The 18,580-nt window shown below is 72.0% G+C and carries 24 protein-coding genes; 17 read left to right on the top strand and 7 right to left on the bottom strand.

What is annotated here, in order from left to right; all coding sequences use genetic code 11:
* Both Ani05nite_RS35225 and Ani05nite_RS35220 read left to right on the top strand, forming a co-directional pair.
* Positions 1-191: hypothetical protein (locus Ani05nite_RS35225; RefSeq protein WP_377882273.1), on the top strand; the 191-nt coding region annotated here is incomplete at its 5' end.
* 92 nt (positions 192-283) lie between these two features.
* Positions 284-874, top strand: a complete 591-nt coding sequence (locus Ani05nite_RS35220; RefSeq protein ID WP_203775625.1) for an HAD family hydrolase — start codon at positions 284-286, stop codon at positions 872-874.
* Positions 875-962: 88 nt separating this feature from the next.
* Here the strand turns inward: Ani05nite_RS35220 and Ani05nite_RS35215 are convergent, their stop codons facing one another.
* Complete coding sequence (locus Ani05nite_RS35215; protein WP_203775623.1) at positions 963-3,050, bottom strand: carboxypeptidase regulatory-like domain-containing protein; 2,088 nt, start codon at positions 3,048-3,050, stop codon at positions 963-965.
* A gap of 160 nt (positions 3,051-3,210) precedes the next feature.
* On the opposite strand from Ani05nite_RS35215, the gene Ani05nite_RS35210 reads away from it, so the two are divergent.
* The 5 genes from Ani05nite_RS35210 to amcA all read left to right on the top strand — a co-directional run bounded on the left by Ani05nite_RS35210 (position 3,211) and on the right by amcA (position 7,973).
* Positions 3,211-3,573, top strand: a complete 363-nt coding sequence (locus Ani05nite_RS35210; protein ID WP_239130960.1) for a sterol carrier family protein — start codon at positions 3,211-3,213, stop codon at positions 3,571-3,573.
* A gap of 76 nt (positions 3,574-3,649) precedes the next feature.
* Positions 3,650-5,260, top strand: coding sequence for an amidophosphoribosyltransferase (purF, locus tag Ani05nite_RS35205; RefSeq protein WP_203775621.1), 1,611 nt, complete (start codon positions 3,650-3,652; stop codon positions 5,258-5,260).
* Positions 5,261-5,367: 107 nt separating this feature from the next.
* Positions 5,368-6,516 carry a phosphoribosylformylglycinamidine cyclo-ligase gene (gene purM, locus Ani05nite_RS35200; protein WP_203775619.1) on the top strand — a complete coding sequence of 383 codons (1,149 nt, stop codon included), beginning with the start codon at positions 5,368-5,370 and terminating at the stop codon, positions 6,514-6,516.
* 160 nt (positions 6,517-6,676) lie between these two features.
* On the top strand, positions 6,677-7,780 hold the full coding sequence (amcB, locus tag Ani05nite_RS35195) for a cyclophane-forming radical SAM peptide maturase AmcB (RefSeq protein WP_203775635.1): 1,104 nt from the start codon (positions 6,677-6,679) through the stop codon (positions 7,778-7,780).
* On the top strand, positions 7,749-7,973 hold the full coding sequence (amcA, locus tag Ani05nite_RS35190) for a multiple cyclophane-containing RiPP AmcA (protein ID WP_203775617.1): 225 nt from the start codon (positions 7,749-7,751) through the stop codon (positions 7,971-7,973). The genes amcB and amcA overlap by 32 nt, the downstream gene beginning before the upstream one ends.
* Before the next feature lie 136 nt (positions 7,974-8,109).
* Here the strand turns inward: amcA and Ani05nite_RS35185 are convergent, their stop codons facing one another.
* Complete coding sequence (locus Ani05nite_RS35185) at positions 8,110-8,328, bottom strand: DUF3073 domain-containing protein (protein ID WP_203775615.1); 219 nt, start codon at positions 8,326-8,328, stop codon at positions 8,110-8,112.
* 178 nt (positions 8,329-8,506) lie between these two features.
* Entirely contained in the window at positions 8,507-9,586 is a 1,080-nt protein-coding gene (locus Ani05nite_RS35180) for a Glu/Leu/Phe/Val family dehydrogenase (RefSeq protein WP_203775613.1), read from the bottom strand.
* Positions 9,587-9,754: 168 nt separating this feature from the next.
* Between Ani05nite_RS35180 and Ani05nite_RS35175 the strand changes: the two genes are divergently transcribed.
* Together Ani05nite_RS35175 and Ani05nite_RS35170 are read left to right on the top strand one after the other, a co-directional pair.
* Positions 9,755-10,594 (top strand): DUF8083 family protein, encoded by an 840-nt coding sequence (locus Ani05nite_RS35175; protein ID WP_203775611.1) that lies wholly within the window; start codon positions 9,755-9,757, stop codon positions 10,592-10,594.
* Between the two features lie 303 nt (positions 10,595-10,897).
* On the top strand, positions 10,898-11,107 hold the full coding sequence (locus Ani05nite_RS35170) for a BldC family transcriptional regulator (protein WP_014687221.1): 210 nt from the start codon (positions 10,898-10,900) through the stop codon (positions 11,105-11,107).
* A 78-nt stretch (positions 11,108-11,185) separates the two neighbouring features.
* Here the strand turns inward: Ani05nite_RS35170 and Ani05nite_RS35165 are convergent, their stop codons facing one another.
* On the bottom strand, positions 11,186-11,557 hold the full coding sequence (locus Ani05nite_RS35165; RefSeq protein ID WP_203775609.1) for a PPOX class F420-dependent oxidoreductase: 372 nt from the start codon (positions 11,555-11,557) through the stop codon (positions 11,186-11,188).
* 18 nt (positions 11,558-11,575) lie between these two features.
* On the opposite strand from Ani05nite_RS35165, the gene Ani05nite_RS35160 reads away from it, so the two are divergent.
* The 4 genes from Ani05nite_RS35160 to Ani05nite_RS35145 are packed head-to-tail and all read left to right on the top strand — an operon-like array spanning position 11,576 to position 14,830.
* The gene (locus Ani05nite_RS35160) at positions 11,576-12,352 is read left to right on the top strand and encodes a class I SAM-dependent methyltransferase (protein WP_203775607.1); all 777 of its coding nucleotides are present in this window, start codon (positions 11,576-11,578) and stop codon (positions 12,350-12,352) included.
* Positions 12,349-12,912: an RNA 2'-phosphotransferase gene (locus Ani05nite_RS35155; RefSeq protein ID WP_239130958.1), complete on the top strand. Its 564-nt coding sequence runs from the start codon at positions 12,349-12,351 to the stop codon at positions 12,910-12,912. Before Ani05nite_RS35160 ends, Ani05nite_RS35155 begins: the two co-directional genes overlap by 4 nt.
* 56 nt (positions 12,913-12,968) lie before the next feature.
* The gene (locus Ani05nite_RS35150) at positions 12,969-13,538 is read left to right on the top strand and encodes a hypothetical protein (protein WP_203775605.1); all 570 of its coding nucleotides are present in this window, start codon (positions 12,969-12,971) and stop codon (positions 13,536-13,538) included.
* Positions 13,535-14,830, top strand: a complete 1,296-nt coding sequence (locus Ani05nite_RS35145) for a PrsW family intramembrane metalloprotease (protein ID WP_203775603.1) — start codon at positions 13,535-13,537, stop codon at positions 14,828-14,830. The genes Ani05nite_RS35150 and Ani05nite_RS35145 overlap by 4 nt, the downstream gene beginning before the upstream one ends.
* 5 nt (positions 14,831-14,835) lie before the next feature.
* On the opposite strand, the gene Ani05nite_RS35140 is transcribed toward Ani05nite_RS35145, so the two are convergent.
* Positions 14,836-15,084: a hypothetical protein gene (locus Ani05nite_RS35140; protein ID WP_203775601.1), complete on the bottom strand. Its 249-nt coding sequence runs from the start codon at positions 15,082-15,084 to the stop codon at positions 14,836-14,838.
* Positions 15,085-15,286: 202 nt separating this feature from the next.
* Between Ani05nite_RS35140 and Ani05nite_RS35135 the strand changes: the two genes are divergently transcribed.
* Both Ani05nite_RS35135 and Ani05nite_RS35130 read left to right on the top strand, forming a co-directional pair.
* On the top strand, positions 15,287-15,685 hold the full coding sequence (locus Ani05nite_RS35135) for a PaaI family thioesterase (protein ID WP_203775633.1): 399 nt from the start codon (positions 15,287-15,289) through the stop codon (positions 15,683-15,685).
* 37 nt (positions 15,686-15,722) lie between these two features.
* Positions 15,723-16,115, top strand: a complete 393-nt coding sequence (locus tag Ani05nite_RS35130) for a hypothetical protein (protein ID WP_203775599.1) — start codon at positions 15,723-15,725, stop codon at positions 16,113-16,115.
* 24 nt (positions 16,116-16,139) lie between these two features.
* Here Ani05nite_RS35130 and Ani05nite_RS35125 read toward each other — a convergent pair whose 3' ends face one another.
* Positions 16,140-16,457 carry a hypothetical protein gene (locus Ani05nite_RS35125; protein WP_203775598.1) on the bottom strand — a complete coding sequence of 106 codons (318 nt, stop codon included), beginning with the start codon at positions 16,455-16,457 and terminating at the stop codon, positions 16,140-16,142.
* A 184-nt stretch (positions 16,458-16,641) separates the two neighbouring features.
* Here Ani05nite_RS35125 and Ani05nite_RS35120 point away from each other — a divergent pair, with 184 nt between their 5' ends.
* Both Ani05nite_RS35120 and Ani05nite_RS35115 read left to right on the top strand, forming a co-directional pair.
* Positions 16,642-17,070: an ATP-binding protein gene (locus Ani05nite_RS35120; protein ID WP_203775597.1), complete on the top strand. Its 429-nt coding sequence runs from the start codon at positions 16,642-16,644 to the stop codon at positions 17,068-17,070.
* Positions 17,071-17,108: 38 nt separating this feature from the next.
* On the top strand, positions 17,109-17,411 hold the full coding sequence (locus Ani05nite_RS35115) for an STAS domain-containing protein (RefSeq protein ID WP_203775596.1): 303 nt from the start codon (positions 17,109-17,111) through the stop codon (positions 17,409-17,411).
* Between the two features lies 1 nt (position 17,412).
* Here the strand turns inward: Ani05nite_RS35115 and Ani05nite_RS35110 are convergent, their stop codons facing one another.
* Complete coding sequence (locus Ani05nite_RS35110) at positions 17,413-18,486, bottom strand: SGNH/GDSL hydrolase family protein (RefSeq protein WP_203775595.1); 1,074 nt, start codon at positions 18,484-18,486, stop codon at positions 17,413-17,415.
* Positions 18,487-18,580 lie beyond the last annotated feature (94 nt).

The following is an 18,580-nucleotide window of genomic DNA, read 5'->3' as shown; positions in this document are numbered from 1 at the left end:
CCGCGGCGTCGGAGGACGATCAGCCCACGGGCCCGTCGGTGACGCTGGAGATCAGCGAGCCCGAGCACCCGGCCTCCGGGCCGGCCGACGAGGTCGCGGAGGTGCCGAGCGGGTCCGAGGCGGAGGCCGCGCCGGCGGAGCCCGAGCCGCCGGCCCTCGCGGACGACGACGAGCCGGAGTCCAAGGCCTGACGGCCACCGCACCGAGCACCGATCAGCGCGCCACGGCTGGGCACCCGCCCGGACGTGGCGCGCTGTCGTCGGCGGATCTATATCCTGCTGCGGTGCTGCTTCCCCTGCCGGCCGGCGACTTCCGGGCCTACCTGTTCGACTGCGACGGGACCATCGCGGACTCCATGCCCGTGCACCATGTGGCCTGGCAGCGGGCGCTGGGGGAGTGGGGCGGCGAGCTGAGCGAGGAGCTCTTCTACGCGTGGGGCGGCCGGCCCGTCGTCGACATCATCGCCGATCTCAACCGCCTTCAGGGCCTGCGCATGCCGGTCGAGGCGGTCGCCGCCCGCCGGGAGGTCCTGTTCCAGGAGCTGCTGCCGACCGTCGGCGCCGTGCCCGGGGTGCTGGAGCACGTCGAGGACGCCCACCGGCGGATCCCGTCCGCGGTGGTGTCCGGCAGCACCCGCGAGTCCGTCACCGCCTCGTTGACCGCGCTGGGCCTGCTGGACCGCTTCGACGTGCTGGTGTGCGCCGGCGACTACGCGCGGCCCAAGCCCGACCCGGCCGCCTTCCTGCTGGCCGCGGAGCTGCTCGGGGTGGACCCGCGGAGCTGCCTCGTCTTCGAGGACACCGACCTGGGCATCGAGGCGGCCACCGCGGCGGGCATGGCGGCGGTCCGGGTGCCGCCGCCCTGGGAGCGCTGAGGGCCGGCCGATCGCGCACCGGAAACGCGAGAGGCCGACCCGTACGGACGGGCCGGCCTCTCGGCTGGTTGATGCTGGGGGACCGGGGTCAGTCCTCCCACTCGTTCGGCCGGCGCTGACCGGGCCGCCCGGCCTCCGGCGGCTGCTGCCGCGGCTGACCGCCGTGGCGCCCACCCGGCTGCTCCTGGCCGCCGTAGTAACCGCCCTGGTCGGCCGGGCCACCGGCGTAGCCACCCTGGTCGTAGCCCTGGTCGGGGTAACCGCCCGGCGCCGGCTGGCCCCGGCCCGCACCCGGCTGGTCGTAACCCTCCGGCCGCCCGTACGTCGCCCGGGGGTCGTAACCGGCCGGGTCGCCGCCGTAGCCGCCGCCCGCGCCGCCGGCCCCGTAGCTGTTGCCGGCCGGAGCGCCGTAGCCGCCGGCAGCGCCGTACGTGCCACCGCCACCGGCGGGCGGGCCGTACGCGTTGCCGTTGTCGATGCCGCCGGCCGCGCCGTCCCAGCCGTCGCCGTAACCGGCCTGGCCGGCGGGCGTGCCGTAGGAGCCGCCCTGGTACGGCGCGGCGTGACCCGGGTCGGCGTACTCGTCGCCGGCGGGGGCGTATCCGCCCTGGCCGTAGCCCGGCTGCGCGCCGTACCCGCCCTGGTCGGGGTAGCCGGCCTCCGGCGGGTAGCCGCCCGCCGGCTCCGGCCTGTACATCCCGGTCGGCTCGTCGTAGCGCTGCGCCGGCTGCTCGTAGCCGCCCGCGGCGCCGTATCCGGCCTCGTCGTATCCGGCCTGGTCGCCGTAGCCGGGCTGGGCGGGGGCGTAGTCGTTGCCGGCGTACCCGTGGTCGTCCTGGTCGGCGTAGCCACCGTGCTGCGCCGGCGCCGGGGCGCCGCCGTACTGGCTGGTGGCACCGTAGGCCGGTCCGCTCTGCGCGGCGCCGTAGGCACCCGCCGCGCCGGCCGCACCAGCGGCTCCGGCCGTGCCCCAGCCGCCAGGGGCGTTGTAGCCGCCGCCCGGGGGCATCGGCGCGCCGTACGGGTCGGGGAACTCGTCGACCGGCGGGGCCGTCTGGTGGATCATCGTCGGCGCGTCCGCGATGGACGGCGCCCCGGAGCGCGGCGCGATCATCGTGGCGTCGGCCGCCCGGCCGCCCACCGGAGCGGCGAGGCGGGTCTGGTCGGCGCCGCCGTACCGGGCGGCCGGGACCGCGCCGCCGGCGGCTGCGCCGTCCAGGTCGTCGGCGTCCTCGTTGGACTTGCGACGCATCACCACCAGCACGATGGCGCCGATGCCGGCCGCCACCAGCAGGCCGCCGAGGATGATGAACAGCATCGAGCCGGAGTCCTTGTCCGTGTCGGACTTCGGCGCGGCGTCGAGCGCCGCCGCGGACTCGTCGGTCGCGGGCTCGCTGGCCTCGGTGGCGTCGGCGGTCGGCTCGGTGCTGACGCTGGGCGACGGCGAGGGGCTGGGCGACGGCGACGCGGCGGTCTTCGACTTCAGGGTGAGCGGCACGGTGATCGACTTGCCGGCGGCGCCCTGGGCGTTCACCGACGCGATCTCGTAGCCGTCCTTGGTGGCGCCGACCGCCATGGCCCCGACCGCGATCGGGTTGCTGTCGGAGGAGGTGAAGGAGTAGCCACCGTCGCCGTTGGTATTGGTCTGGTACTGGTGGTTCTGGCTGTCGCGTAGGCCGACCAGCGCGCCGGAGACGGCCTTGCCGTCCTGGTCCTTGACCCGGCCGCTGACCTGACGCACGGTCTGCGGCTTGTCCGGGCCGCGCAGGATGACCTGCCGGCTGTCGCTGTCGCTCTTGCCGCCCACCGAGGCGGTGATCGTGACCGTGATCCGCTTGGTCTCGCCCGGGGCCAGGTTGCCGGCGGTCAGCCTGGTCGTGAACGGCTGCGGCGGTCCGACCGGGATCTCCCGCTCGAAGCTGCACCCGGGGCTGCACTTGAGGTCCCCGGCGCTGATCTCGACGGTGACGTTGCTGTTGCCGACGTTGGTGTTGCTGATCCGGTAGCCGATGGTGGTCGAGCCACCCGACGAGATGTCCGCGGGCTCGAGACTGGTGACGGACACGTCCGGCTCATCGGCGGCCAGGGCCGGCGAGGGCGCGGCGACGAGGACGCCACCGATCAGTGCCAGGAACGCACCGGCCTGGAGTGCCCTGGCTCGTAGGTGCGTTGTCACGTCCACCGCCTTCCGGGTCGCGCGGTTCCGGGGCTGCCGGAGAAGTGCCCTTGGATCCCGCGACGAGTACACACCGTCGGCCACTATGCCCTGTCGTACGTCTTCTGCGCGACCCAGGGCCGCCGGGTTCTTGTCGCGTCCGGCGTCGTATTGTCCCGGCGTGTCTCCTGCGCACAATAAATCCGAGTCCGTCGGCGCCGCGCTGGACGCGCTCGACTCCGGCGCCGAACCGGAACGATCAGTGCTGCGTGACGCTGTCCGCGCGCTGCTGGCCGAGCTGGCGCGGACCGCGCCCGGCCGATCGGTGGAGGTCCGTATTCCACCTTTCGGTGCGATTCAGTGCGTCGCCGGTCCCCGGCACACCCGCGGCACACCGCCCAATGTGGTGGAGACCGATCCGATGACCTGGCTGCTGGTCGCCACCGGCCGGTTGACCTGGTCGGACGCGGTCGCCTCGGGGCGGGTACGGGCCAGTGGAATACGCACAGATCTCACGCCGTACCTCCCTGTGCACCGGAGTTGAGTGGTCTCCGTCTCGCGTACACTGGGCCGTCGGAACAGACCAGCAAGTCCAGCAGACAGCATGAGGGAGCAAGCGCGTGCCCCGAGGCGACGGCCGGTTGACCGACGATCTCGACCCCCAGGACCGCGGACCCCAGGATGCCTGCGGCGTCTTCGGCGTCTGGGCCCCGGAGGAAGAGGTTGCGAAACTCACCTATTTCGGGCTTTTCGCACTTCAGCACCGCGGGCAGGAGGCGGCCGGCATCGCGGTCAGCGACGGCTCGGGCGTGGTGGTCTACAAGGATCTCGGCCTGGTCTCGCAGGTCTTCGACGAGCCCGCCCTGGCCAGCCTGCGCGGACACCTGGCCATCGGGCACACCCGGTATTCGACCACCGGCGGCTCGAACTGGGAGAACGCCCAGCCGACGATCCGGGCCACCACCGCGGGCACGACGATCGCGCTGGCCCACAACGGCAACCTGGTCAACACCGCCGAGCTCTCCCGTGAGGTGGCCGAGCGCGGGCTCGAGGCCGACATGGGCACCTCCGACACCGCGCTGGTGACGACCCTGCTGGCCAGCCGCCCGGACCTGTCGGTCGAGGCCGCGGCCCTGGAGGTGCTCCCGCGGCTGCGGGGCGCGTTCAGCTTCGTCTTCATGGACGAGAGCACCCTGTACGCCGCCCGCGACGCCCAGGGCGTCCGCCCGCTGGTGCTGGGCCGGATGGAGCGCGGCTGGGCCGTGGCCAGCGAGACCGCCGCCCTCGACATCGTCGGGGCCAGCTTCGTCCGCGAGGTCGAGCCCGGCGAGATCATCGCCATCGACGAGCACGGCCTGCGCTCCACCCGGTTCGCCGCGCCGGAGCCGAAGGGCTGCCTCTTCGAGTACGTCTACCTGGCCCGTCCGGACACCACGATCGCCGGCCGCAACATCTACTCCGCGCGGGTCGAGGTGGGCCGCAAGCTCGCCAAGGAGCATCCGGTCGAGGCGGATCTCGTCATCGGTGTGCCCGAGTCGGGCATTCCCGCCGCGATCGGCTACGCCGAGGCGTCCGGCATCCCGTACAGCGCGGGCTTCATGAAGAACGCGTACGTCGGGCGCACCTTCATCCAGCCCTCACAGACCATCCGCCAGCTGGGCATCCGGCTCAAGTTGAACCCGCTGCGCGAGGTCGTCCGCGGCAAGCGGATCGTGGTGATCGACGACTCGATCGTGCGCGGCAACACCCAGCGCGCCCAGATCCGGATGCTCCGCGAGGCCGGCGCCCTCGAGGTGCACGTGCGCATCTCGTCCCCGCCGGTGAAGTGGCCCTGCTTCTACGGCATCGACTTCGCCACCCGCGCCGAGTTGATCGCCAATGGTCTGGAGATCGACGGCATCCGCCGCTCCATCGGTGCCGATTCGCTCGGTTACGTTTCGCTGGACGGTCTGGTCCAGGCGACCGAGCAGCCGAAGACACGACTCTGCATGGCCTGTTTCGATGGGCAGTATCCGATCGAGTTGCCGGCCGGTCACCTGATCGGCAAGCACCTGCTCGAGGGCGTGGGCAAGCGGGCGGCGATGCCGGCCGCCTCCCCGCAGGCCGCCGCCGCTGCGGTGGCCGGGCTGGAGCAGGATTATGAGGACGAGCAGTACGCCGAGGGCGAGCGGGAGACCGCCGAGCCCCTGGTGGGCAGCCCGGGCGGCGTCGACGCCCTGAGTCGCCCGTAACCGCCGGCCGGTTCCTGCCGGAACCGCCGGCACCACCAACAGACGTCGTGAGCCAGCGGCACCGAAAGCTGCAACCGCGCGGGTAGCCGCGCACTAAGGGGAGAACCGTGACGCACGTGTCCGAGCGCAACAGTGCCGGATCCAACGGCGCTGAGGGCGCCGACCAGCCATGGTCGGCGGGTGCCGGCCGGCCCGGCCGTAAGCGCACGGTGACGTATGCGGATGCCGGGGTCTCCATCCACGCCGGCGAGCGCGCGGTGGAGCTGCTGAAGTCGAAGGTCAAGAAGACCACCCGCCCCGAGGTCATGGGCGACCTGGGCGGCTTCGCGGGCCTGTTCAAGCTCAACACCCAGAAGTACAAGAGCCCGATCCTGGCGTCGTCGACCGACGGCGTGGGCACCAAGCTGGTCATCGCCCAGCAGCTCGACATCCACGACACCATCGGCATCGACCTGGTCGCGATGGTCGTCGACGACCTGGTCGCCTGCGGCGCCGAGCCGCTGTTCCTGCTCGACTACATCGCCTGCGGCGAGGTCGTGCCGGACAAGGTCGCGGAGATCGGCGCGGGCATCGCCGACGGCTGCCGGTACGCCGGCTGTGCCCTGCTGGGCGGCGAGACGGCCGAGCACCCGGGCGTGCTGCGCCCGGACGAGTACGACGTCTCGGCGACCGGCGTCGGCGTGGTGGAGGAGAGCGAGATCCTCGGCGCCCACCGCGTCGAGATCGGTGACGCGGTCATCGCGATGCGCTCGTCGGGCCTGCACTCCAACGGCTACTCGCTGGTGCGGCACGTGCTGCTGGGCGCCGGCCGGATGCGGCTGGACACGGTGGTGGAGGACTTCGGCAAGCAGCGCACCCTCGGCGAGGAGCTGCTCACCCCGACCAAGATCTACGCCAAGGACTGCCTGGGCCTGATCGAGGAGACCGACGTGCGCGCGTTCTCGCACGTCACCGGCGGTGGCATCCCCGGCAACCTGGTGCGGATCCTGCCCGAGCACGTCGACGCGGTGGTCGACCGGTCCACCTGGCGGCCTCAGTCGATCTTCGATCTGATCCAGGCCAAGGGCCGCATCGACGACGTCGAGATGGAGGCCACGTTCAACATGGGCGTGGGCATGTTCGCCATCGTCTCCGCCGACGACGCCGACCGGGCTATGGCCTATCTGACCGGGCGTGGCGTGGAGGCCTGGCAGGTCGGTGAGGTCATCGAGGGCTCCGGCCAGGTGCGGATGATGGGCCAGTACACCCGAGGATGAGTAACGCCCGGCGGCGGCGTCGCTGCCCCTTGGTATGAAATGATCCGCGTGTGTCGATACGTCGGCACCGCGGATCCTTTTTTGCCGGGAAGGTGGACGACGCCGCATAGCCTGACGACGGACGGGGGTGGATGCACCGGTGGCACAGCTGTGGAGCGGGATGCGGGGCATCTCGACGGTTCCCACCTACGTCGTCATGCAGCCCACCACGCTCTGCAACCTCGACTGTTCCTACTGCTACCTCCCGTTCCGCCAGGTCGACCGGAGGATGTCCGTCGAGGTCGCCGCGGCCGTCGCCGCGTCGGTGAATCCGTGGTCCGCGGCCGGCCGGTTCTCCGTCGTCTGGCACGGCGGCGAGCCGCTGGCGGCCGGCCGGGAGCACTTCGCCGCGCTGCTCGCGCCGTTCGCCGAGGGCGTCGAGCACCACGTGCAGACCAACGCGACGCTGATCGACGACGCCTGGTGCGAGTTCTTCGCCGAGCACGGCATCCGGGTCAGCGTGAGCGTGGACGGCCCCGAGGCCCGCAACGGCGACCGGGTGACCCGCGGCGACAAGCCGGCCTACGACCGGATCATGCGGGGGATCGACGCGCTGCGCCGGCACGGCATCGCGTTCTCCGCCCTCTGCGTGGTCGCCCGCCCCGAGCCCGGCCTGGCCACCGAGCTGTACGGGTACTTCCTCGAGCTGGGCTGCGACGTCCTCGGCATCAACATCGAGGAGCTGGAGGGCGTCAACCTGCGGGACAACCGGCATCCGGCCGGGAACGTGACGGCCTTCTGGGCCGAGCTGGTCGGCGCCTGGCGCCGGGACCCCCGTATCCACCTGCGCGAGATCGAGTGGTCGCTGCGGTACGCGGCCGCGGTCCTGGACGGCACGGCCGACTCCGTGCTGCCCCGCCGGCTCGATCCCATCCCGACGGTGGCGCAGGACGGCTCGGTCGTGCTGCTCTCGCCGGAGCTGGCGGGCTTCTCCGATCCCCGGTACGGCGACTTCTCCAGCGGTAACGTGCTGACCACCCCACTGGCCGAGATCCTGGACCGGGCCACCGAGACGCCGTGGATCCGCGAGTTCCTGGACGGTGTCGAGGGCTGCCGGGCCCAGTGCCCGTACTTCGGCTTCTGCGGTGGCGCGCACGCGGCGAACCGCTACTTCGAGCACGGCCGGTTCGACGTCACTACGACGGAACACTGCCGGAACAGCAAGATTCGCCTACTGGAGGGAGTGCTGGACCATGCCCGAGATCACGAGCCCACGGCTGTCTGACCGCGTGGAGACGGATCCCGTGACGGCACGGGTGCAGGAGACCCGGTCCGGGCTGGCCGCCCTCATCGAGGAGGCGGAACAGGCGCGGGAACGGCGCTCGGAGAGCACGACGAAGGACGGCTCGGCGGTGTGCGCCTGGAACCACTTCGAGAACATCCCGACGTTCTACAACTGGAACAACCGCCCCCGTTGAGGACGGGATCCGAAGCCCACGCGACCTTCACCGCGTGGGCTTCATCCCCGTCGGAATGACTGCGGAACGACCACGACACACGGAAGCACGCGGTAAGCCGCGTGCTCTGTGCGATCGAGAATGATCCTCGTTCGGGTCAGCGCCTTGTCGGCGACCAGGGATCCTGGTCGTCGTCCGCGTCGTCCTCGTCATCGTCGTCGACGAACTGATCATCGTCGTCGACGAACTGATGGTCGGACTTACCACCGGCACCCGCCAGTTCGCGCTGCAAGGCGGTGAGGTCGGTGTTCGGGGAGTGGTACTTCAACTCCCGGGCCACCTTCGTCTGCTTGGCCTTAGCACGGCCGCGCCCCATGGCTCGACCCCCTCGCACAGAATTCGGGGCAGCCCGAAGGCGGGCCCCGATGACGTCAGGCATCTCTCGTGGGTCTTACGGTACATGGGCGATGCCCGCTTCGGCACCTCGGGTTACGTGTACCACCATCGCGCGTCGTCACTTGTCCTCGACCCGACGCGCGATGGGGTACAAACGCTTAGCTCAGGTAGATATTACGCAAACGGCCTACCTCGGCCATCCGGCGCTCGGCGAGCCGGTCGGCCGCCACCGCGGGAGGTACGCCCTCGTCGTCGGCCAGCCGCAGGATCTGCCCGGTGGTGTCGAAGATCTTCGTCGCCCGGAGCTTGGCCCGCTCGAAGTTGAAGCCCTCGATCTCGTCGGCCACCTGGATGACGCCGCCGGCGTTCACCACGTAGTCGGGCGTGTAGAGGATGCCGCGCTCCTCCAGCAGCTTCTCGATGCCCGGGTGGGCGAGCTGGTTGTTGGCGCCGCCGGTGACGACCTTGGCCCGCAGGTCGGCCACGGTGTCGTCGTCGAGCGCGCCGCCCAGCGCGCAGGGCGCGTACACGTCGATGTCGGCGGTGATCAGCGCCCGGGTGTCGGCCACGAGGTCGATCTGCGGGTACGTCGTCCGGGCCCAGCTCAGCGCGGCCTCGTTGACGTCCGTGGCGACAACCGTCGCGCCGTCCTCGATCAGGTGACCGGCGAGGTACTTGCCGACCTTGCCCAGCCCGGCGATGCCGACCCGGCGCCCGGACAGGGTGGGGCTGCCCCAGGTGTGCTCGGCGGCGGCGCGCATGCCCTGGAAGACACCCCAGGCGGTGAGGATGGAGGAGTCGCCGGCGCCGCCGTGCTCGATGCTGCGGCCGGTCACGTAGCGGGTCTCGCGGGCGATGACGTCCATGTCCGGCACGTACGTCCCGACGTCGCAGGCGGTGTAGTAGCGGCCGTGCAGCGACTCCACGAAGCGCCCGTACGCGCGCAGCAGCCCCTCGCTCTTGATCTGCGCGGGGTCACCCCAGATCACGGCCTTGCCGCCGCCCAGGTCGAGCCCGGCCAGGGCGTTCTTGTAGGCCATCCCCCGGGAGAGGTTGAGCACGTCGGTGAGTGCCTCCGCCTCGGAGGCGTACGGGTAGAACCGGGTGCCGCCCAGTGCCGGCCCGAGGGCCGTGGAATAGATACCGATGATCGCCCTAAGGCCGGTCTGCCGGTCCTGGCAGAAGACGACCTGTTCGTGTCCGTTGGCGTCGCTGCCCTCGGTGTCGAACACACTCATCCTTGGCTCTCCTGGTTGTGACGGGGCCCTCGTGAGGCCTGGGGCCGGCGGGGTCGGCCGGATACGACCGAGCCTAGACCGGGCGCCGCCGCCGCCGGGCCCGCGCAACCGAGGAACAACAGTGGCGGCGGTAGGCAGCCGGGCGGGTTTTCGTGAAAGGATCGCGCCGTGCCGTCACTGTTCGCGTCTTACCTGCGGGTTTACGAGCCGCTGACCGCCTTCGACCGCGACCGCCAGGTCTTCTGGCGTCGATACGCGCGGGAGGGCCGGGCGCTCGGTCCGGTGGAGGGCCCGGTCCGCCAGCGCACCGCCGTCCTGGAGGCGCTGGGTGCGGGCTGGACCCGCCTGCCCGACCTGCCGGACGAGGCGTACGTCCTGGAGTGGGGCGACACGCTGCTGGTCTGCCCCTGGAATCTGCGCCTGCGCGTCGCCGAGGCCGCCCTGAACGCCCGCGACGGCGTGCCCAGTGTGCTGGCGGACGCGTTCGTGCCCCCGGTGCTGGCCGGCCAGGCCAAGGCGATCGTCGAGGACTGGCGCAGCGGCGCGAAGGTGCTCGAGCGGGGGGTGCCCCGGGTGCACGAGCAGATCGCGACGTGGGGGGTGCCGCTGCGCTGGTTCGCGTTCGTCGATCTGGACGAGCGGGAGATCAGCCTGACGCCGGAGCGGCGCACGCTGCGTTACCGCACGGAGATCTCCAAGGCCCGGCGTCGGGCCCACCGGGCCGTCTCGGTGCTGCGCAAGTCGCTGGGCGACGCTCCGATCACCGAGGCGGTGGAGGAGGGCACGCGGTGGCTGGAGGAGTTCCACCCGCGGTCGATCGTGGAGCTGGACTACGGCGGCCTGACCGGGCTGCTGAGCCCAGACGCCCTGGCCGAGGACGATTCACCCGGACTGGTGGCGGCCGGTATTTCGGCACTCTCCCGGGGCGACGCGGACGCCGCCACGGAGGCGTACGAGAAGCTCGTCGCTCGCTGGCGCGCGGTGCAGTTGCTCGAGCGCTGCAACTGATCGACCGCCGTCAGCGTCCTGACCAGCGAAAACAGGACGAACGGGCACGGAACGCTGCGCTGGGAAGCGCTCTCTAGGCGAACACTCTTCGTGATCGGTGACCCGCGAAGCGTGATAATCGGTCCAAACAAGACACTTTCTGGCGTAGAAAACAGGTATTAATCGGGCATGCTTCAACCGTCTATCTAGGGACGTTCGGCCGTTCGGCCCATGTCGGACATCGGGGACTAGCCGGACCATGAGAGACGCACCGGCCGGCGGGACCCCGGCCGATGTCTTTAGGTACCTGTGGAGGAGTGACCGATGGCATCGCGTACGCATGATCCTGAGCCGCTACTCACGCCGGCCGAGGTGGCGTCGATGTTCCGTGTCGACCCGAAAACCGTCACCCGGTGGGCCAAGGCGGGCAAGCTCAGCGCAATTCGCACCCTGGGCGGGCACCGTCGCTACCGTGAGTCGGAGGTTCGCGCCCTGCTGCAGGGGCAGATTCCCACGCAGCGTCAGGGCGACTGATACCGCAGTCGACCGAGAGATCGATCAAGGGGCGAATGCCAGGCCGGCAGTCGCCCCTTCTTCGTCCCCCGGGCTCGCTCAGGAGACCAGGATGGCGACCGTGCCGTCCGTGCCGCGGCGCAGCTTGCTGCCCAGCAGGGACAGCCGGCCGACCAGGCCGTACTTGCGCTTGAGCCCCTCGCCGACCCGGCGCCGGTCGGCGGCGTCACCGATGCGCGCCTGCGCCTCGACCGCCTCGCCGCGTACGTTGCCGCGCATGTCGCAGGCCGCGAGGGTGACGCGGCCGCCGTTGCGGATCCGCTTGACCTTGCCGGTGCCCGCGGGCGTCCAGAACGCCAGCCCCGCGCCGTCGGGCACGACCCACAACGGGGTCGGCACGGCGCGCCCGTCCCGGCGGAACGTCGTCAGCAGGACGTACTTTTCGGCACCGAGTTGCTCCAGCGTCGCCATCCCTCAAGAGTAGTGGCAATGGATCAACCTGCGATCGGTGACGTGTTCGGCGAGATGATCAGGGACGCGTACGCCGTACGGACCGGGATCGGGCCCCGGCCGCTGGCCGGCGGCCGGGTGCCGCGGCCGGTCATCGAGATCATCGAACGCGACGACGGCCTGATCAACGGCGCGCCCGCGGACCACTACCTGGCCGAGCCGGCCGAGTGGCAGCCGCACGACCACCGCGCGCTGCGGCTGGTGCGCGGGGCCGTGCTGGACATCGGCGCCGGCGCCGGGCGGACGGCGCTCGTGCTGCAGCACCGCGGCATGGCGGTCACCGGCCTGGACACCTCGGCGGGCGCGATCGAGGTGGCGCGCAAGCGGGGACTGCGGGACACGGTGCTCAACACCGTCGACGCGTACGCGCGCTCGGGCAGCCGCTACGACACGTTCCTGCTGCTCGGCAACAACCTCGGCCTGATCGAGGGTCCCGAGCGGGCGCCGGTCTTCCTGGCGGCGCTGGCCGAACTGGCCCGCCCGGGGGCCCGGATCATCGCCCAGGGCACCGACCCGTACGGCACCACCGACCCCGTGCACGTCGCCTACCACCGGCGCAACCGGGACCGGGGCCGGCTGGGCGGCCAGCTGCGGCTGCGGCTGCGCTACCGGATGCTGGCCACCGAGTGGTTCGACTACCTCAACTGCTCGGTGCCCGAGCTGGCCGGCCTGCTGGCGGGCACCCGGTGGCGGCTCGCCTCCGTCGACACCGAGGACCGGCCCTACTACCTTGCCGTCATGGAGCTCCAGCCGTGACCACGGAGCTGAGCCGCGAGCAGGTGCGGCTGAGCAAGCGCCTGTCCCTCGTGCTGCGCCACCGGCCCGAGACGGCCGGGCTGACCCTCGATCCGCAGGGCTGGGTGCCGGTCGCCGACCTGCTCACCGCCCTGCGGATCGACCGGGCCGAACTCGACGCGGTGGTGGCCCACAACGACAAGTCCCGCTTCGTGACGGCGACCGGCCCCGACGGGGTCGAGCGCATCCGGGCGCACCAGGGCCACTCCCGGCGGGTGAACGTCGATCTCGGCCTGCCGCCGGCCCGGCCGCCGGCGATCCTCTTCCACGGCACGCCGCGCCCGAACGTCGCCTCGATCATGCGGGAGGGCCTGCTGCCGCGCAGCCGTCAGCACGTCCATCTCTCGCCGGACGTGGCGACCGCCCTGGTGGTCGGCCGGCGCCGGGCCCGGGACGTGGCGGTCCTCGAGGTCCGGGCGGGGGCGATGGCCGAGGCGGGGCACGTGTTCCACCGCAGCGGCAACGGGGTCTGGCTGATCGCCGCGGTGCCGGCGGCTTTCCTGCGCGAACGTTCGGAATAATCGGACAAAAGGGCTTGAGCCGCGAGACCTTACGGGGGGCCGGTTAGCGTAGCGGTATGGGGTGGGTTACTCGGCGTCAGCTGACGAACCTCCTCGGTGCGCTCTGCCTGGTTCTGGTGCTCGCCGGGCTCGCCCTCGGACTGCCCGCCCTCGACGCGGCCCTGCCCGCCGACCGGCCGGTGCCCAGCGACCGCCCGTACGCCGTCGGGGGCGGCGTCACGGTCGTCCCACCGCCCGGTTCCCGGGTCGACGTCACCGAGACGCGGCCCACCGACGACGCCGGCACCGCGCTGTTCCGGCTCGGCCCGGTGCGCTACCTGATCACCGTCCGCCCCTTCGACGGCGACCTGAGCGCCGCGGCCGACCGGCTCCGCCAGCGCATCACCGGCACCCCGGGCTACCAGGTCACCGGCGTCGAGCTGACCGTGGCCACCGGCTCCGGGCTGGCCGGCCTGCAGGGCGGCTACACCGCGCCCGGGCGGGGTGGCCGCTACGCCGTCTTCGTCGCCGGCGGCTGCACCATCGAGGTCACGGTCAGCGGGGCCGACCTGGACCTGGGGCGCACGCTGCCGACGATCGACGCCAGCACCCGGACCCTGCGGTACGACCCGGCCGAGCCGGAATGACCACGGAGTCCCGGTTGCGCAGCGATCGCACCGCACCCGTGCAGCCCGGCGCCGACCCCGGCGCCGCCCTGATCCGGCTGCCCGCGTTCTGGGTGGTGCTCGCGCTGGTGGTGGGCGGGGCGGTGCGGATGGCGCTGATCACGGGACGGTTCGCGGGCACGTACCCGCTGGCCACGCTGACCGCGATCGCCCTGTTCGCGCTGCTCGCCGTGCCGTTCTGGTTCGTCGTCAGCGAGCTCGACTTCCTCGAGCGGGAGCCGCCCGCCCTGCTCGCGCTCGCCTTCGCCTGGGGTGGCGTGGTGGCCACCACCGTGTCGATCCCGGCCGGCGCGGCCCTCGACGATCTCGTGGCCAAGCTGGGCTCGCCGCACCTGGCCGCCGACTGGGGCGCCGCGCTGGCCGGGCCGACCGTGGAGGAGATCGCCAAGGCCCTCGGGGTCGTCGCCATCGTGCTGGTGGCCCGCGCCCAGGTGAACAGCGTGCTGGACGGCGTCGTCTACGGCGCGATGGTCGGGCTGGGCTTCCAGATCATCGAGGACATCGTGTACGCGCTGGGCGCGGTCGCGCTGGCCGGCCGGGGCGACCACGTCGAGCCGGTCGTGACCACGTTCCTGTTGCGCGGCTTTCTCTCCGGGGTGTGGAGCCACACCCTGTTCGGGGCGCTGGCCGGGGCCGGCATCGGCTACCTCGTGGTGCGCGCCGACCGCACCTGGCGCAGCCGGCTGGGCGTCGCCATGCTCGGCCTGCTCGGCGCGTGGGCCTCGCACGTGCTGTGGAACTCGCCGCTGTTCCGCGACGGCCTCGGCAACGGCGCGCTCGCGCTGCTGGTGGTGCTGGTCTTCAAGGGGCTGCCGCCGCTGCTGCTGATCCTCGTGCTCGTGCGGGCCGCCCACGACCGCGAGGCGGACTACTACGCCGCCCAGCTCGACAAACTGGACGACCCCGAGCTGATCACGCCCGCGGAGCTGGCCGCCCTGCGCTCCGGCGCGCGGCGGGCCACCGCGCGCTGGCACGCGCGGACCAGCGCGGGCCTGCGGGCCCGGGCGGCCGTACGGCGGCTGCAACGCGCGCAGGCCCGGCTGGCGGTGGAACTGAGCCGCGGCACCACCGACCTGAGCCGGTGGCTCCACGAGGTACGCCGGCAGCGCCGCATCCTCGCCGCCCTGGGCCACCCGGAGGCGGTCGCTCCCGCGGGCCAGGGGCCGTGGCGGCGTACCGCCTCGGCGGTCTTCACCACGGCCCTCGCCATCGCCGTGCTGTGGGCGGCCATCAGCCTGCTCGGCGGCCGCTGACCGGATCAGATGGTCGGCGGCAGCCCGCCGTCGCCGTCCACGACCGTGTCCGGCGTGCCGTCCTGGTCGAGGTCGGCCATCGTGATGTCGACCAGGCCGTCACCGTCGGTGTCGAACTGGAACAGGTCGGCCTTGCCGTCGCCGTCGGTGTCGGAGACCCACACGTCGGGCTTGCCGTCGCCGTTGGTGTCGGTCGCCAGCAGGTCCACGCGGTCGTCGCCGCGGGTCTCGACGATCTCCTTGGGCTCACTCATGATCTCTCCTCAGGTGATGCGTCGAACCGGATCTGACCAACCTAGGGTCCGGGTTGCCCCCTCGCGACCCGGACCAATCCCCGACGGTAGAGATCCGGCGCCAGCCCGGGCCCCGGGACCGGGCCACGGGTGTGACCGATGTCGCTGGCCCGCCGGGAACTCGCCGGTAACGTAGCCCGACGTGACTACAGCGGCGGACGGCATGCAGCAGCTCTTCGGCAGCGGGGGCGGCGGCGCCCTGGGCGAGCGGATGGGCATCCGGATCACCGAGGCGACTCCCGAGCGGGTGGTGGCCACGATGCCGGTCGAGGGCAACACCCAGCCGTACGGCCTGCTGCACGGCGGTGCCTCGTGCGTGCTCGCCGAGACGCTCGGCTCGGTGGGCGCCGTGCTGCACGGCGCGACCGTGGACCGGCCGTTCGCCGTCGGCGTCGACATCAACGCCACCCATCACAAGGGGGTGCGCTCGGGAACCATCACCGGGGTGGCCACGCCGGTGCACCGCGGCCGGACGGCGGTGACCTACGAGATCGTCATCACGGACGGCGACGGCGACCGGGTCTGCACCGCCCGGCTGACCTGCCTGCTCCGGGGCGCCTGAGCGGCAATTCTTGACGGATCCGCGTACCTTTTCCCACGTGACGGACATACCACAGCACGCCCTGGACGACGCTACGCAGGTGCTGCACTGCGCGCTCAGCGGCGACAGCGACGCTGTGGTGGGCACCTTCGACGCGGTGGTCGACCGGTCGGGCGTCGTGGGGGCGTACGACGTCGCGTGGTGTCTCGCTGCCACGATGGTGGGACAGAACGTGCCCAGGGGCGGGGCCTGGACGCTCGACTTCCCGGGTATCGACGACGCGCGGTACGACAAGCGCTGGGTCGCCCGGTTCGTGAGCGCGTACGTGAACGGCGACATCCCCACGGGGGAGGCCCTGTTCGGCGCGGCCATCGCCGACGGTCAGCTGCCGGACTGCCTGCTGGCGCTGGCCGGCTCGACGGTGGCGACGCTGCGGCACCGGGCGGCCTGACCGTCGCGGGACCGGCCGGCCCGATCAGAACTCGTCGCAGTTCTTCAGGTAGAGCGCCTTGGCGTACTGCGCCGCAGCGGCCTCGTTGTACATGGTCGCCTGCGACATGTACCAGCCGTTGTCGGCCAGCGCCTTCTTGGCCGCGGTCATGCCGGACCAGCGGATGTCCGCGTCGACCTCGGACAGCCCGCGGGCCTTGAAGTTGCGCCGCATCTGCATCTTGCCCGCCCGGAAATTCTCCGCGGCCTCCTCCGCCTGGCGCATGCAGGCGAACCCCTTCTCGCTCAGCGCCTCCGCCATCGTCCAGGCCGCCTGTTCCGCCGCGTTCTTGAATTTGAGCACGTCGTTCCTCCCGTGAACCTTGTTCCCGGTTAGCTGTACGGAACGCGTGGCCGCCGCGCCAGGCCCCGACGCAGACTGCAAGAAAGGTCAAACTGGCTGATCAACCGCGGGACGGGCCCGGTCCGGCCCGCCGGCGGGGGAAATCGCACATGATCGCGGCCCCGGCTGGGCAAGCATCCCGGCCATGCCGTTCCTGAGCGCACAGTCCCCGCCCGCGATGACGCCGCAGCACGAGTGGGTGCTGGACAGCCCGGTGCAGCTACGCAGCCTGCGGGCCTCCCTGCACGAGGCCATCACCGGGCAGCCGCTGCCGGCCGGCGCCGAACTGGACGAGATCCCGGAGAAGGTCGTGCTCGTGGCCACGGAACTGGCGACCAACGCCCTGCGGCACGGTCTGCCGCCGACCATCGTGCGGCTCGGCCGGCACGACAACGTGTTCGTGCTGGACGTCGCCGACCACAGCCCGGACGTGGTGCCCCGCTACGCCGACGACCGGCCGCCCGGCGCGGGCGGGCTCGGGCTGCACCTCGCCAAGCAGTTCGCCCTCGACCTGGGCTGGTACATCGAGGACGACACCAAGCACGTGTGGGCCGAGTTCCCGGTGCCGAGCTGAATTATGATCACGGGATTCATTGACCGTCAGAGGTGTCCGTGACCCAGCCCAGTTATCAGATCGTCCGCGAGGCGGCCGTCGTCCGGTTGTCCGGCGACTTCGACATCAACGCCCGCGACGAGATGCGTGCCGCGCTCCTGGAGGCCGTGCGGTCCGCGCCGGCCGAGGTCGTCGTCGACTTCGCCGGCGCGGCGTTCCTGGACAGCGAGGCGATGGGTGCGCTGATCGAGGGTCTGAACGCCGGCCGGGAGGCGGGCGTGCCGCTGCGCATCGTCAACGCCCGCGGCATCGTGCACCGGGTCCTCGACGTCTCCGGGGTGCTCGAGCTCTTCAACGGCTAGCTCAGACGTGCAGCAGGTCGCCCGGACCGGTCCACTTGCTCACCAGCCGGGTCCGCGTGCGCACCCCGCCCGCCACCCGGACGCGGTAGGTCTGCTTCACCGTCCGCAGCGTCTGCCAGGCGCGGACCCGGCGGGTCACGCCGTCGGTCCGGGTGACGACGGTCCGCAACTTCCAGGTGCGGCACTCGGTGCGGTGGCGCACCCGGCCGTCCGCCACCACCTTGACGGCCAGGCAGCGGTACGCCGACTGCTGGGCGTACGGGTTGGCGCCGGTGTCGCCGGACGTGCCGAACACCCCGGCCATCGCCCGGTACCAGTTCCAGGCCATCTTCGCGTAGCCGAAGTCGTTCGGGTGGTGCAGGTCGTGCAGGTCGATGCCGCCGACCGAGGACTGGTTCACCACCGTGATCAGCGGGTCCCGCTTGGCCGCGACCAGGCCGGGGATGAGCCGGTTGTAGATCCGGTCGTGGGCCAGCTCCCGCGGCACCCGCGAGCCGATGATCTGCGCGACGAAGATGTACGCCTGGGGGCGGGCGGCCCGGATCCGGTCGATCAGCGCGGACAGCTTGCGGCTGGTCGCGTACGGTCCGTCGCCCTTGGTGATGTTGTTGGTGCCGGCGTGCAGCAGCACGACGTCCGGGCTCGCGTCGGCCAGCCAGCCGTCGACCTCGGTGGCCAGCTCGTCGATGTCCCAGCCGCCGTGGCCCTCGTGGTCGGTGTCGTCGCCGGCGCCGGTGCTCTGCGAGCCGACGTAGTCGATCTGCAGGCCGCCGCGCAGCAGGCGCTCGGCCAGGGCCACCCGGTACGAGCTGCGGGTCGGCGAGCCGGTGCCGAGGGTGATCGAGTCGCCCAGCGGCAGCACCCGCAGGGCCTGGAACTCCCGGATCCGGGCGTCGGCCGGCGCGTCCGCGGCGGGCGCGGTGACCGGGGCGCCACCGGCGGGCGCGGTGACCGGAGCGAGCTGGGCCCGCGCCGGATCCGGCGCGCCCAGGCCCAGGCCCGCGACCAGGCCGGCGGCCAGCACACCGGTGCCGACCTTGATGCCGAGGCGCCGCGCCCCCGTCGACTTGCGCATCGCAGCTCCCACGACCAGCCCCCCGGTTCCGTCAGCAAAGACGTCCGAAAGATCGGGTGCCCGCGCGGGCATCGGAGATCCGGCCGGTAGCCGT

It is taken from the genome of Actinoplanes nipponensis (assembly GCF_016862275.1).
GTDB lineage: Bacteria > Actinomycetota > Actinomycetes > Mycobacteriales > Micromonosporaceae > Actinoplanes > Actinoplanes nipponensis.
Note: the sequence above shows the minus strand (reverse complement) of the source record. Positions and strands in the feature narration are given on the sequence as shown.

What these genes read in the sequence shown, in the direction of transcription:
- Ani05nite_RS35180 (WP_203775613.1), bottom strand. Translation starts at nt 9,586, where the DNA reads ATGAGTGTGTTCGACACCGAGGGCAGCGACGCCAACGGACACGAACAG.
- amcA (WP_203775617.1), top strand. Translation starts at nt 7,749, where the DNA reads ATGCCCGAGATCACGAGCCCACGGCTGTCTGACCGCGTGGAGACGGAT.
- Ani05nite_RS35140 (WP_203775601.1), bottom strand. Translation starts at nt 15,084, where the DNA reads ATGAGTGAGCCCAAGGAGATCGTCGAGACCCGCGGCGACGACCGCGTG.
- Ani05nite_RS35110 (WP_203775595.1), bottom strand. Translation starts at nt 18,486, where the DNA reads ATGCGCAAGTCGACGGGGGCGCGGCGCCTCGGCATCAAGGTCGGCACC.
- Ani05nite_RS35160 (WP_203775607.1), top strand. Translation starts at nt 11,576, where the DNA reads ATGGATCAACCTGCGATCGGTGACGTGTTCGGCGAGATGATCAGGGAC.
- Ani05nite_RS35135 (WP_203775633.1), top strand. Translation starts at nt 15,287, where the DNA reads ATGCAGCAGCTCTTCGGCAGCGGGGGCGGCGGCGCCCTGGGCGAGCGG.
- Ani05nite_RS35170 (WP_014687221.1), top strand. Translation starts at nt 10,898, where the DNA reads ATGGCATCGCGTACGCATGATCCTGAGCCGCTACTCACGCCGGCCGAG.
- Ani05nite_RS35150 (WP_203775605.1), top strand. Translation starts at nt 12,969, where the DNA reads ATGGGGTGGGTTACTCGGCGTCAGCTGACGAACCTCCTCGGTGCGCTC.
- Ani05nite_RS35165 (WP_203775609.1), bottom strand. Translation starts at nt 11,557, where the DNA reads ATGGCGACGCTGGAGCAACTCGGTGCCGAAAAGTACGTCCTGCTGACG.
- Ani05nite_RS35185 (WP_203775615.1), bottom strand. Translation starts at nt 8,328, where the DNA reads ATGGGGCGCGGCCGTGCTAAGGCCAAGCAGACGAAGGTGGCCCGGGAG.
- Ani05nite_RS35145 (WP_203775603.1), top strand. Translation starts at nt 13,535, where the DNA reads ATGACCACGGAGTCCCGGTTGCGCAGCGATCGCACCGCACCCGTGCAG.
- Ani05nite_RS35120 (WP_203775597.1), top strand. Translation starts at nt 16,642, where the DNA reads ATGCCGTTCCTGAGCGCACAGTCCCCGCCCGCGATGACGCCGCAGCAC.
- amcB (WP_203775635.1), top strand. Translation starts at nt 6,677, where the DNA reads ATGCGGGGCATCTCGACGGTTCCCACCTACGTCGTCATGCAGCCCACC.